Source organism: Streptomyces sp. PL-29 (genome assembly GCF_058344425.1).
Genome location: NZ_CP136996.1, coordinates 5,622,290 through 5,636,114, shown reverse-complemented (window position 1 = coordinate 5,636,114; position 13,825 = coordinate 5,622,290). Strand labels below are relative to the sequence as shown.

General features: G+C 74.2%; 12 protein-coding genes, 1 tRNA gene and 1 pseudogene. 9 read left to right on the top strand and 5 right to left on the bottom strand.

The genetic code is table 11. The features are described 5' to 3' along the window. Nucleotides 1-228: 228 nt before the first annotated feature. Complete coding sequence (locus R4Z63_RS25905) at nt 229-1,629, top strand: M14 family zinc carboxypeptidase (protein WP_384580336.1); 1,401 nt, start codon at nt 229-231, stop codon at nt 1,627-1,629. 170 nt (nt 1,630-1,799) lie between these two features. On the opposite strand, the gene R4Z63_RS25900 is transcribed toward R4Z63_RS25905, so the two are convergent. After that, the gene (locus tag R4Z63_RS25900; RefSeq protein WP_384451292.1) at nt 1,800-2,195 is read right to left on the bottom strand and encodes a DUF302 domain-containing protein; all 396 of its coding nucleotides are present in this window, start codon (nt 2,193-2,195) and stop codon (nt 1,800-1,802) included. 164 nt (nt 2,196-2,359) lie between these two features. Between R4Z63_RS25900 and R4Z63_RS25895 the strand changes: the two genes are divergently transcribed. From R4Z63_RS25895 to R4Z63_RS25875, 5 genes are all read left to right on the top strand, one after another. After that, nucleotides 2,360-3,727 (top strand): rhodanese-like domain-containing protein, encoded by a 1,368-nt coding sequence (locus tag R4Z63_RS25895; protein WP_384451295.1) that lies wholly within the window; start codon nt 2,360-2,362, stop codon nt 3,725-3,727. Between the two features lie 48 nt (nt 3,728-3,775). Beyond that, nucleotides 3,776-4,150 (top strand): rhodanese-like domain-containing protein, encoded by a 375-nt coding sequence (locus R4Z63_RS25890; protein ID WP_037915363.1) that lies wholly within the window; start codon nt 3,776-3,778, stop codon nt 4,148-4,150. After that, nucleotides 4,147-4,893, top strand: coding sequence for a sulfite exporter TauE/SafE family protein (locus tag R4Z63_RS25885; RefSeq protein WP_384451298.1), 747 nt, complete (start codon nt 4,147-4,149; stop codon nt 4,891-4,893). The genes R4Z63_RS25890 and R4Z63_RS25885 overlap by 4 nt, the downstream gene beginning before the upstream one ends. An 80-nt stretch (nt 4,894-4,973) precedes the next feature. Further along, nucleotides 4,974-5,540, top strand: a complete 567-nt coding sequence (locus R4Z63_RS25880) for a rhodanese-like domain-containing protein (protein WP_384451301.1) — start codon at nt 4,974-4,976, stop codon at nt 5,538-5,540. A 66-nt stretch (nt 5,541-5,606) separates the two neighbouring features. Further along, the gene (locus R4Z63_RS25875) at nt 5,607-5,873 is read left to right on the top strand and encodes a metal-sensitive transcriptional regulator (RefSeq protein WP_037915354.1); all 267 of its coding nucleotides are present in this window, start codon (nt 5,607-5,609) and stop codon (nt 5,871-5,873) included. Between the two features lie 88 nt (nt 5,874-5,961). Here the strand turns inward: R4Z63_RS25875 and R4Z63_RS25870 are convergent, their stop codons facing one another. After that, a complete protein-coding gene (locus R4Z63_RS25870) occupies nt 5,962-6,525 on the bottom strand; it encodes a DUF1707 and FHA domain-containing protein (RefSeq protein ID WP_384451304.1) in 564 nt (187 codons plus the stop codon). Nucleotides 6,526-6,636: 111 nt separating this feature from the next. Between R4Z63_RS25870 and treZ the strand changes: the two genes are divergently transcribed. Next, entirely contained in the window at nt 6,637-8,391 is a 1,755-nt protein-coding gene (gene treZ / locus R4Z63_RS25865) for a malto-oligosyltrehalose trehalohydrolase (protein ID WP_384451307.1), read from the top strand. Nucleotides 8,392-8,399: 8 nt separating this feature from the next. On the opposite strand, the gene R4Z63_RS25860 is transcribed toward treZ, so the two are convergent. Together R4Z63_RS25860 and R4Z63_RS25855 are read right to left on the bottom strand one after the other, a co-directional pair. Next, nucleotides 8,400-9,476 (bottom strand): aminopeptidase P family protein, encoded by a 1,077-nt coding sequence (locus tag R4Z63_RS25860; RefSeq protein ID WP_384451357.1) that lies wholly within the window; start codon nt 9,474-9,476, stop codon nt 8,400-8,402. Nucleotides 9,477-9,598: 122 nt separating this feature from the next. Further along, entirely contained in the window at nt 9,599-10,444 is an 846-nt protein-coding gene (locus R4Z63_RS25855; protein WP_384451310.1) for a LysR family transcriptional regulator, read from the bottom strand. A 77-nt stretch (nt 10,445-10,521) separates the two neighbouring features. Here R4Z63_RS25855 and R4Z63_RS25850 point away from each other — a divergent pair, with 77 nt between their 5' ends. Continuing rightward, nucleotides 10,522-11,352 carry a CTP synthase C-terminal region-related (seleno)protein gene (locus R4Z63_RS25850; protein ID WP_384451313.1) on the top strand — a complete coding sequence of 277 codons (831 nt, stop codon included), beginning with the start codon at nt 10,522-10,524 and terminating at the stop codon, nt 11,350-11,352. 73 nt (nt 11,353-11,425) lie between these two features. Then, nucleotides 11,426-11,498 (top strand) — tRNA-His (locus R4Z63_RS25845). A gap of 97 nt (nt 11,499-11,595) precedes the next feature. Here R4Z63_RS25845 and R4Z63_RS25840 read toward each other — a convergent pair. Beyond that, nucleotides 11,596-13,655, bottom strand: a pseudogene (locus tag R4Z63_RS25840) (phosphocholine-specific phospholipase C). Nucleotides 13,656-13,825: the final 170 nt, after the last annotated feature.

Sequence of the window (13,825 nt, the reverse complement as noted above, 5' to 3'; positions counted from 1 at the left end):
CACGGAGCGGGGTCGCCTTGCCGGGCGTGCACGCGCACCCGCCCCTCTCGCAGGCGGTCGGCGATGCCTTCCTGAGCCCGGCGGGCCACGGACTGCGCCCGCACAGGAGCGCGGTGCCCCGCCGGGCATGCCCGTGCAGCCGCTGGGCCAGGGGTTTCCCGGGGAGTCCGGGCAACTGCGGGGCCCGCACAGCAGTAGGCGGCGGGCGTGGCGGGCATGGCATCCCTTGTGACTCTCCTCCGTGACATGTGCTACCCCACACCGCATGAACTCGGGCTGGCCGCCCGCGCTCTGGCGGACGAACACCCCGGCGAGGTTCGGCTCCGCCAGGCCGGCACCTCGCGGGCCGGACGGCCGATCTGGGTGCTGTCCGTCGCGGCGACGGTTCGGGCCACCGCGGACGGCGGCCCGAGCGGCACCGCGGGCCGTGCCGCCCCTGACCTCCCGGCCGGCACGGACGGCCCCGGCCCGCTCGGCCCGCCGCGAGGGGACGCCCGCGACGTCCTCGTCGTCGCCGGAGCGCACGCCAACGAGCCCGTCGGCGGCGCCACGGCACTCTCACTCGCCCACCGGGTCCTGCGCGACCCCGCGCCGCGGGCGGGCTGCGGCTGGCACTTCCTGCTCTGCGCCGACCCGGACGGCGCGGACCTGCACCGCACGCCCCGCCCGTACTCGCTGCTGGACTACCACCGGCACTTCTTCCGACCGCCCGGACCCGAACAGCCCGAGTGGGCGCCGTCCCTCCTGCCCGGAGATCGGCTACCGCCGGAGACCCTGGCGCTGCTGGCGCTCATCGACGAACTGCGGCCGGTCTTGCAGGTCTCCCTGCACGCCACCGACCTCGGCGGCTCCTGGGTGCAGCTCACCCGGGACATACCCGGCCTCGCGGAGCCGTTCGGCAAGTCGGCCGCGGAGCTGCACATCCCGGTGGAGAACGGGGCCTCGGACGCCGCCGGCTGGCCCTCCCCCGGGCCCGGGATCTTCGTGATCCCGGAGCCGGGGAGCGAGGCCGCCGGGGCGTTCCACCCGGAGGACACCCGGCTGAGCACCTGGTATCACGCGCACCTGTACGGCGGCACCACCGCGATCGTCGAAGTCCCCATGTGGGCCTCCGACCTGGTGGACGATCCGACGCCGCATCCCGACCCGCGCCGCGCCCTGCGGATGCTGGCCGGGCGGCTCACGGCGGACGCCGCGCTCGTCGGCGCCACCCGCGAGCGGACCCGGGGCCGGGACCGGCAGGGACCGGGCGGGCCCAGGGACCCGGCCGCGGCCCCGCTGCTGCGCGCGGTGGACTGGACGCTCGCGCTGGTCCCCCGGATCACCCGCGAATGGACCGGCCCCGGCGCACCCGCCGAGGCAACGGCGGCGTACATCGCCAGCATCGACGCCTTCGGGCGGCGGCTGTCGCTGCGTGCGGCCGCGATGCTGCTCCGGGTCCTGCGCGCCGAGGGGCATCCGGCGGCCCCCGGGCTGGAGCGGCTGGTCACCGAGTGGTGCGAGGAGTTCGCGGCCCGGTTCGGGGCCCGCTGGATCCCGGTGGCCACCCAGGTGGAACACCAGTCCCGCACCGTTCTGGCCGCCTACGACAAGCTCGTGGCGGCGCGGCGCCCCACGGGCGGGCTGTAGCGGGGCCGGGGGTTCGGGGCGGGGCCGGGGGTTCGGGGCGGCGCCGACCGCCCCGATCGCCTTGTCGCTCCCGACTCCCCGACCCCGACCCCACCAGCCGCGCCCTCCTCCTGACCCGCCCCCGGGAAGCCGGCATCCTCACCCGCGCCTCCTGGCCGACGTCCGGGGACTCAGCGGCCGGGTTGGAGGGAGGCCAGCGCGGCGTCGAGGCGGTGGGTGGCCTCCTCGGCGACGCCTTCCAGGGCGGGCAGTCCGGTCAGGGTGGACATGACCGCGGGATCCAGGGCCTGAACGACGGTGCGGTCGCCGTCGGCGCGGACGACGACGTTGCAGGGCAGCAGGAGCCCGATGGTGCGGTCGGCGTCCAGGGCCTGCCGGGCCAGCGGCGGGTTGCAGGCGCCCAGGATCAGGTAGTCCTCCATTGCGTGGCCGAGCTTGGCCCTCAGGGTGGCGGTGACGTCGATCTCGGTGAGGATGCCGAAGCCCTGAGCGGCCAGGGCCTCGCGGACGGCGGCGACGGTGTCGGCGAAGCCGGCGTCGAGGTGGACGGTGCGGTCGTAGCGCATGGCGCCATCCCTTCACGTCGGGGTCGGGTACGGCGGCCGGAGACTGGTGGCCGCCGGGCGGGAGAGCGGGTGCCCCCACACGGTCAAAAATACCCCCGGGGGTACCCGTGCTAGTCTCGATGCATACCCCCGGGGGTAAAAGAGCAGCCGAAAGGAGCAACCGCGTGTTCTTCATCGACACCATCGAGACCGAGGGCCTGGGAAACCGCAGCTATCTCGCCGGCGGCGACACGACCGCCGTCGTGGTCGACCCGCCGCGCGACATCGACCGGGTCCTCTCGGCGGCAGCCCTGCGCGGCGTGCGGATCTCCCACGTGGTGGAGACCCACGTCCACAACGACTACGTCACCGGCGGCCTGGACCTGGCCCGCCTGACCGGCGCCGCCTACCTGGTGCCGGCCGCCGCCCGCGTCTCCTTCGCCCGCACCCCGGTCGCGGACGGCGACACCGTCGGCGTCGACGACGGCATCACGCTGCGGGCGCTGGCCACCCCAGGCCACACCCCCCACCACACCTCCTACGTCCTCCAGGAGGACGGGCGGGTCGCGGCGGTCTTCACCGGCGGTTCGCTGCTGATCGGCTCGGTGGGCCGCCCCGACCTGGTCGAACCACGCCTGACCGCACAGCTGGCCCGCGCCCAGCACGCCTCCGCGCACCGCCTGGCCGCCGAGCTCCCCGACGAGACGCCGGTGCTGCCCACCCACGGGTTCGGCAGCTTCTGCTCCTCCTCCCAGGCCGAGGGCGACGCCACCACCATCGGCAAGGAGAAGACCGCCAACGACGCCCTGGTCAAGGACGTCGACTCCTTCGTCGCCGGCCTGCTGGCCGGCCTGGACGACGTACCCGCCTACTACGCGCACATGGGTCCGACCAACGCCGCCGGCCCCACCCCGGTCGACCTCGCCGCTCCGCCCCTGACCGACGCCGCCGACATCGCAGCCCGCCTGGCCGCCGGGGAATGGGTCGTCGACCTGCGCAACCGCATCGCGTTCGCCGCCGGGCACGTCGCGGGCTCGTTCAATTTCGAGGCCGACGGGAAGATCGCCACCTACCTGGCCTGGATGATCCCCTGGGGCAAGCCCGTCACCCTGCTCGCCGACTCACCCGCCCAGCTCGCCGCCGCCCAGCGCGAACTGGTCCGCGTCGGCATCGACCGCCCCGCAGCCGCGGCCACCGGGACCCCCGCCGACTGGATACCCGAAGGCCACACCCCCCGCGCCTTCCCCCGCGCCACCTTCGCCGACCTCGCCGAGCAGACACCCGGCACCGTGGTCCTCGACGTGCGCCGCGACTCCGAGCGCGCCGCGGCGTTCATCACCGGATCCACCCACATCCCGGTCCACGACCTCCACCGCCGCCTGGCCGACGTCCCGGCAGGGACCGTATGGGTCCACTGCGCCGGAGGCATGCGCGCGGGCATCGCCGCCTCCCTCCTGGACGCGGCCGGACGCGATGTCGTCGCCGTCGACGACTCCTTCGACGCCGCGGCGCGAGCCGGCCTGCCCCTCACCAGCGGCGGCCACACCCCCTGATCCCAGCCCCCGACCCCACCCCACCCCACCGACCCGGAAGGAAGGCGCATGATCTCCTTCTTCCGCCGCGGCGCCGCCCGCGGCAGCGCCCGCGTCACCCCCACCCAGGCCCACCAGCGCACCACCGACGGACACGCCGTGCTCCTCGACGTGCGCGAACAGGTCGAGTGGAACGCCGGACACGCCCCCGGCGCCGTCCACGCCCCGCTCTCCCGCCTCCTGGCCGGCGCCGCCCTGCCCGCCGCCGCCGAGAACCGGCCGCTGGTGGTGATCTGCCGCTCCGGACACCGCTCCCAGCAGGCCGCCGAACTCCTGACCGACCGCGGCGCCCAGGCCGTCGACGTCAAGGGCGGCATGAACGCCTGGGCCTCGGCCGGACTCCCGGTCGTCGACGCACGCGGAAGCAGCGGCCGGACGGCGTGAGCACGCTCCTCCTCGCCCTCGCCGCCGGAGCCGTCATAGGACTGGCCCTCGGGGCACTCGGCGGCGGTGGCAGCGTGCTGGCCGTCCCCGCCCTGATCTACCTCCTCGACTTCACCCCGGCCGCCGCGACCACCGCTTCCCTCGTCATCGTCACCGCCACCTCCGCCACCGCCCTGTACACCCACGCCACGTCCGGCAACGTCCGCTGGAGGACCGGTGCCCTGTTCGCCGCCGCCGGCATCCCACCCGCCATCGCCACCGCCACCCTCTCCGCCCGCGTCCCCGAAGCGGTACTGACGGCCGCGTTCGCCGTGATCGCAGCCCTCGCCGCCCTCGCCATGTTCAGACCCCCGGCCACCGAGCGGCAGCCCCGGCCCGCACGGCCCGCACGGGCCGCGGGAGCGGGCGCCGGACTCGGCGCGGCCACCGGCTTCCTCGGCGTCGGCGGCGGCTTCCTCGCCGTCCCCGCCCTAGTCTCCGTCCTCGGACTGCGCATGCGCACCGCGGTCGGCACCAGTCTCCTGATCATCACCGTCAACTCGCTCGCCGCGCTCACCGCCCGGGCCGGCACCCACACCCCGCTGCACTGGGCAGTCATCGCCCCCTTCACGGGCGCGGCGATCCTCGGCGCCTGGGACGGCAAACGCCTCGCATCGAAGATCTCCGGCCCCGCCCTGCAGCGGACCTTCGCGGCCGTCTTGCTGGCCGTCGCCGCCCTCATGCTCGCCGACGCCCTCCGCTGACCGCACCGGGGCTCGACCCTCCGACCGCACCACGCCCCCCATGTCCCCCCACCCCCCACACAAGGACGGAACACCGCACCATGCCCCATCCCCGCGCCCTCGACGCCCACCAGGCCCACAGCCGCCTCCACGAACTGGTCGTCCTCGACGTCCGCACCCCCGGCGAATACGCCACCGGACACCTTCCCGGCGCCCTCAACATCCCCCTCGACCACCTCACCGGCGCCCTGCCCGACATCCGCAAGGCCGCCGAACGCGGCGACATCCTGGTCGTCTGCGCCTCCGGCGCCCGCTCCGAGAGCGCCTGCAGGACCCTCGCCGACGCCGGCGTCACCACCGCCACCCTCGCGGGCGGCACCACCGCCTGGGCCGACGGCGGCCACCCCCTCCACCATCCCGAAAGCAGCCGCAGCACCTGGGCCATGGAACGCCAGGTCCGCTTCACCGCCGGCGCCGTCGTCCTGACCGGCCTCGCCCTCGGCCGCCTGCGGCCCGCCTTCCGCCTCGCCTCCGCAGGCATCGCCGGCGGCCTGGTCTTCTCCGCCCTCACCAACACCTGCGGCATGGCGGCCCTCCTCGCCAAACTCCCCCACAACCGCCCCCGCCAGGGCGACCTCGAAGCCGCCCTCGCCTCCCTCCGCGGCTGACCCCACCACCCACCCATACCCCCTGGGGTACCATGGAGTGATCGAGCACAAGCCCAGGAGGCACCGGTGAAAGTCGACGAAGAAGCCGTCAGCGCAGTCCTCAACCGGCTGCGCCGCGCACAGGGCCAGCTCGCCGGAGTCATCGCCATGATCGAAGCCGGGCGCGACTGCAAGGACGTCGTCACCCAGCTCGCCGCCGTCTCCAAAGCCCTCGACCGCGCGGGCTTCAAAATCGTCGCCAGCGGCATGCGCCAGTGCATGGCCGACGCCGACGCGAGCCAGGCCCCGATGTCCGAGGAAGAACTCGAAAAGCTCTTCCTCGCCCTCGCCTGAACCCGCCCCCTGCCCGACGCCCGCCCGGCGCGAGCCCCCGCCCGTGGGCCGGGCAGGCCGGACCCGGGAGGGCTCCCGGGTCCGGGGCTCAGCCCGCCGAGAGGCGGAAGGTCATGTTCCCGAAGCTGACCTGGTCCCCGTCCCGGACGACCGCGGAGCCGGTCACCCGGCGCCCGTTGACACTCGTCCCGTTGGTGGAGCCGAGGTCCGTGAGCACCCACACCCCGTCGCGCAGGCTCAGTTCCGCGTGCGCGCGGGAGACGGTCTCGTGGCTGAGCCGCAGCCCGTTGTTGGGGTCGCGGCCGATCCGCAGGGCCGCCGCGCTCGGATGCGGCAGCAGCAGCTTGGGCAGCCGCTCGGCGTTCCAGGCGCGACGAACCCCGGCGGACACCGCCGAGACCCGCCCCACCCAGCCGAACAGCCGACGGATCCAAGGGCTTTCGGCGGCCTCCCCGGACCCGAGGTCGGAAGTGAGGACCGCGAGGTCCTCGGAACGGCGGGCCACCAGGGCGAGTTCCATGCGGCGTATGAAGGTGTCGTGGGACAGCTTGCCGAGCGCCGCGCCCTCCCTGAGCTGGCCCAGCGCACAGTCTCGCTCGGCGTCCGACAGCCGCGGCGCGGGGAAGGCAGGAAGTTCGAAACTCGACGTCACAGGGTGATTGTCGGCCCGTCGGGGGCCGAGTGTCCAGAACTCCCCCGCCAGCGGCGGAATGATGGGCACGATGAGCACGCTGGACGCCGCCGACAGACGAGGGGACCGCCCGTGCAGTTCGAGGTGTGGGCACCGCTGACGGGCCGGGTCGCACTGCGACTCGACGACGTGACGTACGACATGGCACCCGATCGGGAGCGGGACGGCTGGTGGACGGTACAGGCGCCCGCCGGGGACGGCAGCCGCTACGGCTTCCTCCTGGACGGGGACACCCTCCCGCGGCCCGATCCGCGCGGCCGGCGGCTGCCGGACGGCCCCGACGGGCTGTCGGCCGTCGTCGACCTCGATGCCCTGGCCCCGCAGTCCGCACCGGCCGGCCCGCAGCCCCTCCCGCTCCAGGACGCCGTCCTGTACGAGCTCCACATCGGCACCTTCACCTCCGAGGGCACCTTCGACGCGGCCGCGGCCCGCCTCGGCCACCTCGTCTCCCTCGGCGTCACGCACGTCGAGCTGATGCCGGTGTGCTCCTTCTCCGGCCGGCACGGCTGGGGCTACGACGGGGTCGCGCCCTGGTCGGTGCACGAGCCGTACGGCGGCCCGGCGGGCCTGGCCCGGTTCACGGCAGCCGCGCACGCGGCCGGGCTCGGCGTGGTCCTCGACGTCGTACACAACCACCTCGGACCCTCCGGCAACCACCTGCCCGCCTTCGGCCCGTACTTCACCGACACCCACCACACCCCGTGGGGCGCCGCGGTGAACCTCGACGCGCCCGGCTCCGACGAGGTGCGCGCGTACCTCACCGGCAGCGCACTGGCCTGGCTGCGCGACTACGGCATCGACGGGCTGCGGCTGGACGCCGTCCACGCGCTGGCCGACGGACGTGCGCTGACCTTTCTGGAAGAGCTGTCCGCGGCCGTGGACGCGCTCGCCGCGGAGACCGGCCGGCCGCTGTTCCTGATCGCCGAGTCCGACCGGTGCGACCCGCGCACCACCACCCCCCGCGCCGCCGGGGGCCTGGGTCTGAACGCCCAGTGGAACGACGACTTCCACCACGCCCTGCACTGCGCGCTGACCGGTGAATCCCGGGCGTATTACGCCGACTTCGCCGAGGCACCGCTGGCCGCCCTGGCCAAGACCCTGACCCGGGTCTTCTTCCACGACGGGACCTGGTCCTCCTTCCGGGGCCGCACACACGGCCGGCCGGTGGACCACCGCCGGACCCCGGCCCACCGGTTCGTCGGCTACTCCCAGACCCACGACCAGATCGGCAACCGGGCGCTCGGCGACCGGCTCTCGGCGTCGCTCTCCCCCGGGCTGCTGGCCTGCGCGGCGACGGTGGCGCTGACCGGGCCCTTCGTGCCGATGCTGTTCATGGGCGAGGAGTGGGGTGCCCGCACCCCGTGGCAGTACTTCACCGACCACCCCGATCCGGGGCTCGCCGAGGCCGTACGGGACGGCCGGCGCCGGGAGTTCGCGGCGCACGGCTGGAAGGCCGAGGAGATTCCCGACCCACAGGACCCGGCCACCCGGGACCGTTCCTGCCTGGACTGGTCGGAGCCCGAACAGCCGGTCCACGCCCGCCTGCTGGACTGGTACCGCACCCTGGTCGCACTCCGCCGCACCCACCCGGACCTGCGCGACCCGGACCTGGCGGCGGTCCGGGTCGCCCACGACGAGGAGCGGCGCTGGCTGACCTTCCGGCGGGGCGACGTACGGGTGGCCGTGAACCTCTCCGCCGAGCCCGTGACGATCGCGCTCGGCCGCAACGGAGTACGCGTGCTGGCGTCGTGGGAGCCGCTCGGACACCCCGGCCCGGACGGACGGATCCACCTCCCCGGCGAGTCGGCGGCGGTGCTCGGCCCCTGAGCGAAGGGCTACTCCACGACGGCCAGTTCGCGCGGGGCGCCGTTCAGGCGGCGCCCGCCGTCCTCGGTGACGGTCACGATGTCCTCGATGCGCACGCCGAACCGGCCCGGCAGGTAGACGCCCGGCTCCACCGAGAAGCACATGCCCGGCACCAGGGGCTGCTCCTCGCCCTCGACCATGTACGGCGGCTCGTGGGTGGTGACGCCGATGCCATGGCCGGTGCGGTGGATGAAGCGGTCCCCGTACCCGAATCCGGTGATCACCGCACGCGCCGCCCGGTCCACCTCCTGGCAGGGGACACCGGGCCGGACCGCCGCGAAAGCCGCCTGCTGGGCCTCCCGGACGACATCGTGGACCCGCTGCTCCTCGGCGGTGGGCTCGCCCACGTGCACGGTGCGGGAGAGGTCCGAGCCGTAGCCGAAGCGCAGACCGCCGAAGTCGAGAACCACCATGTCGCCGTGGCGGATGACGCGCTCGCCGGCCTCGTGGTGCGGGTCGGCGCCGTTGGGGCCGGAGCCGACGACGGTGAAGTCGACCTGGGAGTGGCCGTGCGTGCGCAGCAGGGCGGCCAGGTCGGCGGCGACCTCCGTCTCCCGGCGGCCGGCGAAGGGGAGGTGGAGGATCTGCGCGTAGGCGGCGTCGGCGGCTGCTCCGGCCGCGGCGAGGCGCTCCAGCTCCCGCGCGTCCTTCACGGCGCGGAGCATGGGCAGGCAATCGGTGAGCGATGTGTAGGAGCTGTTCGGCAACTGCCTCTGGAGTCCGAGGAGATGCAGGGCCCAGGTGTTGTCGCTCACCCCGAAGCGGCCGCGGGGGTCCAGCAGCGGGGCGGCCAGGGCGTAGGGGTCCTTCCCGTCGGCCCAGTCGCGCAGGGTCAGCGCACCGGCTCCGGGCGCCCGTGCCGCGTCGGGGGCCTCCAGGGCGGGCACGACGAGCACCGGGTCCTTGCCGGCGGCGAGGATGAGGAGGGTCAGCCGTTCGGTCTCGGCGGTCGGGCGGTATCCGGTGAGGTGGGCGAGGTCGGGGCCGGCGGCGATCAGCAGCCCGGCGAGCCCCGCCTGCGCTGCGCTCCGCGCGGCTGCGGCCATACGGGCGGCGTAGTCGGCCGTGGTGAAGGGCGCCGGGCCCGCGGTGCCGGCGTCGGCGTCGGCGTCGGCGTCGGTGTCGGTGTCGGTGTCGGTGTCGGTGTCGGTGTCGGCGATGTCATCGGTCATACGGGGGATCCTGCCGTGAGCCGTGCGGCCAGAGCGGCGGCCGCGCCGGTCGGGGCGCCGGGCGAGAGCAGTTCCGTACGGTGCACCAGTCGCGGGGCGGACAGCGGTACGGCGACCCCTGCGCCGGCGGCCTCGGCGACGCGACGCGGGAGCAGTGCGAGACCGTGCCCGGCGACGGCCAGGGCGCAGAGGGCGAGCAGGTCGGTGCCCTCGTAGCGGACGGAGGCACGGGCGGCGGTGAGCGGCAGGCCGACGCCGGGGGCGTCGATCCAGCGGGCGTCGCCGAGGTCGTCCAGCCGGACGGCGGCCCGTCCGGCGAAGGGGTGTCCCCCGGGCAGCAGCACGGCCAGTTCCTCCTCCGCCACGCCCTTCACGGTGAGCGGTGCCACGTCGGGCAGCCGCAGCGGATCGCTCGGCGCGGCCGGGCCGTCGACCAGTCCGAGGTCGCAGCCGCCGGTGGCCACGGCGGCGGGCACCTCGGCCGGGGGCAGCACGCGCAGGGTGACCCCGGTGGCGGGCAGGGCGGCGAGCAGCCGGGGGCCGACGGCGAGCGGGGAGGCGGCGAGCGTGACGTGCCCGGGCGGGGCGGCGGCCAGCCGCAGCACGTCGGCCCGGGCGGCATCGAGCCGCAGCAGCAGCGGGCCGGCATGCTCCAGCAGCCGCACGCCGGCCGGGGTCGGTGCGACGGGGCGGCGGGTGAGGAGCTCCGCCCGCAGGTCGCCTTCCAGTGCGGCGATGTGCTGGGAGACGGCGGACTGGGTGTAGCCCAGCTCGCGGGCGGCTCCGGAGAAGGAGGCGAGCCGGGCCACGGCGACGAAGGTACGCAGCAGGTGCGGGTCCATGGCCATCAGGATCACTTATCGCAGGTGCAGGAACAATCGTTGGCGCTGAAGCAGGCGGCGGCCACACGATGATCTGCATGACCACCGCACACACCGCACACTCCGAACACTCCGAACACACCGCAGGCACCGCGGCCCTCACGGGCACCGGGGTGGCGCGGATCGCCCTCGTCGGCGACCGCTCCCCGCACGTGAAGTCCCACACCCGGATCCCGGTCCTCCTCGACGCCCTCGCCACCCGCGACGGGCTGGTCCTCGACGCCTACTGGATCCCCACCGGCGACGCCGCGGCCGAGGCGGCCGCCGGGAACCTGGCGCGCTTCGACGCCGTGTGGGTGCTGCCGGGCAGCCCGTACGCCAGCGAGGCCGGGGCGCTGGCCGCGATCCGGGTGGCCCGCGAGAAGGGCATCCCCTTCCTCGGGACCTGCGGCGGCTTCCAGCACACCCTCCTGGAGTACGCCCGGTCGGTCTGCGGGCTGGCCGACGTCGCGCACGCCGAGAACGACCCCGGGGCGCAGGACCTGCTGATCGCCCCGCTCGCCTGCTCGCTCGTCGGGCACGAGGGCCTGGTACGGGCCGAGCCCGGGTCGCTCGCCGAAGCCGCGCTCGGCGCGGAGCGGTCCACGGAGCGCTACCACTGCACCTACGGGCCCGCTCCGCGGCACCTGCCGACCCTGACCGCGCACGGGCTGCGGCTGTCGGGGCACGACGAGGACGGCCAGGTGCGCATCGCGGAGCTGCCCGGGCACCCCTTCTTCCTGGCCACGCTCTTCCAGCCGGAGCTGGAGGGCGACGGCAGCAGGCCCCACCCGATCATCAGGGCACTCGCCGTCGCGGCCGCCCGGCACGCCGCCGGCCGCCGCGGTTGGAACTCGACGCGGCCGCCCGCGAGCCGGGCGGACGGATAACGCGTCGCAGGACCACCCCGCAGATCGGCTATGCTGTGCATGCACATCGACGGGCGGTCCGCCGCCCCTCGTGGTGGGTGTAGCTCAGTTGGTAGAGCACCTGGTTGTGGTCCAGGTGGCCGCGGGTTCAAGTCCCGTCACTCACCCTGATCCCCCGGGGTACGAGGTCTCCTCGTACCCCGGGGGTTTTTCGTTGGTCCGGCGGTCCCGGGGCGCGGCAGCCGCAGGCGCCGCCGGACCGGATCAGGCGGTCCTGATCGCCGGGTCGGAGACGCCGGGGTCGCCGGTCTCCACGTGCCCGGCGAAGCGCCGCAGGAAGGTGGTGTCGAGGTCGGAGACGACCTCGACGTCGTACCAGCGGCCGGTCGCACCGAGGTTCACGGTGTGGGTGACCGTACCGCCGGCCGCGATCCGGAAGGTCTGGGCCGCCCCGCCGTAGGCGTTGGCCACGGTGAGGTTGACCGCGGCCGTGCCGGAGTTGGTCATCGTCAGCGCCAGGTCGCCGGTGGCGCTCACATGGCGGGCCGTGACCTCGGGCCCGGCCTTCTTCGCGGGGCCCTTGAAGGTGCGCAGGAAACCGTTGGGGCCCCATACCGTCAGGTCGATCCGGTGACCGCTGGAACTGCTGGTGGACCAGGTGTCCGAGAGCGTCCTGCCGGCCTCCACCGTGTAGGGCCAGGGGCCGTCCGTGCGATGGCCCGAGGTGCTGTGGAAGTGGGCGCCGAGGGTCGGTCCGGAGGCGAAGGTCAAGGTGAACTTGCCGGTGGAGACGGTGCGGGCGCCGTCCACGTACGGGGCGTAGCCGAGCGCGCGGGTGGGCTTGGACCCTGCCTCCTGCGGCGGCAGGGTGCCGGTGGCGGGGGCGTCGGGTGGTAGGAGGGGTGCCGGTCCCGGTCCGCCGGGACGTACGCGGCCGTGGACGGCAGCGCGGCGGGGGCGGTGTCGGCCCGGGTGAAGTCGAAGGCCGAGGTCAGGTCGCCGCAGACGGCGCGGCGCCACGGGGAGATGTTCGGTTCCTGCACCCCGAAGCGCTTCTCCATGAAACGGATCACCGAGGTGTGGTCGAAGGTTTCGGAGCAGACGTAGCCGCCCTTGCTCCAGGGGGAGACCACGATCATCGGGACGCGCGGGCCGAGCCCGTACGGGCCGGCCGTGTAACCGCCGCCGCCCGGGTAGAGGTCCTTCGACACGTCGGCGGTGGACAGGCCCCAGGCGGCGGAGGCCGGCGGGTAGGGCGGGACGACGTGGTCGAAGAAGCCGTCGTTCTCGTCGTAGGTGAGGAACAGGGCGGTCTTCGCCCACACCGCCGGGTTCGCCGTGAGCGCGTCCAGGACCTGCGAGATGTACCAGGCGCCGAAGTTCGTCGGCCAGTTGGAGTGTTCGCTGAACGCCTCGGGGGCGGCGATCCAGGACACCTGCGGCAGGGTGCCGTTCACCACGTCGGCACGCAGTCGGTCGAAGTAGCCCTCGCCCGCCTTGACGTCGGTGCCGGTGCGGGCCTTCTCGTACAGGGGGCTGCCGGGCCGGGCACTGCGGTAACTGTTGAAGTACAGCAGCGAGTTGTCGCCGTAGTTCCCGCGGAAGGCGTCGTTGATCCAGCCCCAGGAGCCGGCGGCGTCCAGACCGTCGCCGATGTCCTGGTAGACCTTCCAGGAGATCCCGGCCGCCTCCAGGCGCTCGGGGTAGGTGGTCCAGCCGTAGCCGGCCTCCTGGTTGCCGAGGACCGGGCCGCCGCCCTTGCCGTCGTTGCCCGTGTGACCCGACCAGAGGTAGTAGCGGTTGGGGTCCGTGGCGCCGATGACGGAGCAGTGGTAGGCGTCGCACACCGTGAAGGCGTCGGCGAGGGCGTAGTGGAACGGGATGTCGTTCCGCGTCATGTACGACATGGTCGTGGCCGTCTTGGCCGGGATCCACTGGTTGTACTTGCCCTTGTTGTAGGCGTACTGGCCGCCGGCCCAGTCGTGGTTCAGGCCGGTCAGGAACTGCATGCCGAGGTCTTCCACCTGCGGGTGGAACGGCAGGACGTCCTTGGTCCCGTTCGGCTGATGGAAGACCGACGTGCCGTTGTCGTGGAGCACCGGCCGCGGGTCGCCGAAGCCGCGGACCCCCTTCATCGCGCCGAAGTAGTGGTCGAAGGACCGGTTCTCCTGCATGAGGACGACGATGTGCTCGATGTCCTGGATCGTTCCGGTGGTGCCCTGCGCCGGGATGGCGGCGGCCCGCGCGATGCTGTCGTTCAGCATCGCGAAGGCGGCGGTGCCACCGGCTATCTGCAGGAACCTGCGGCGGTCGAGTTCTGCCATGGGGTGTCGACCTCTGGTGTGAGGGGGAGTCGAGGGGCGCCCCAAGGACAGCGGCCCTCGGGTACCGGCCGGAGATGCCCCCGTGACACCACGCCGTACACCTGGAGAACGGACGGCGTTCCAGCGGCACCGCGCCGCCCGCCCGGCGGCCCGCCGCTGCCGGAGCGGCG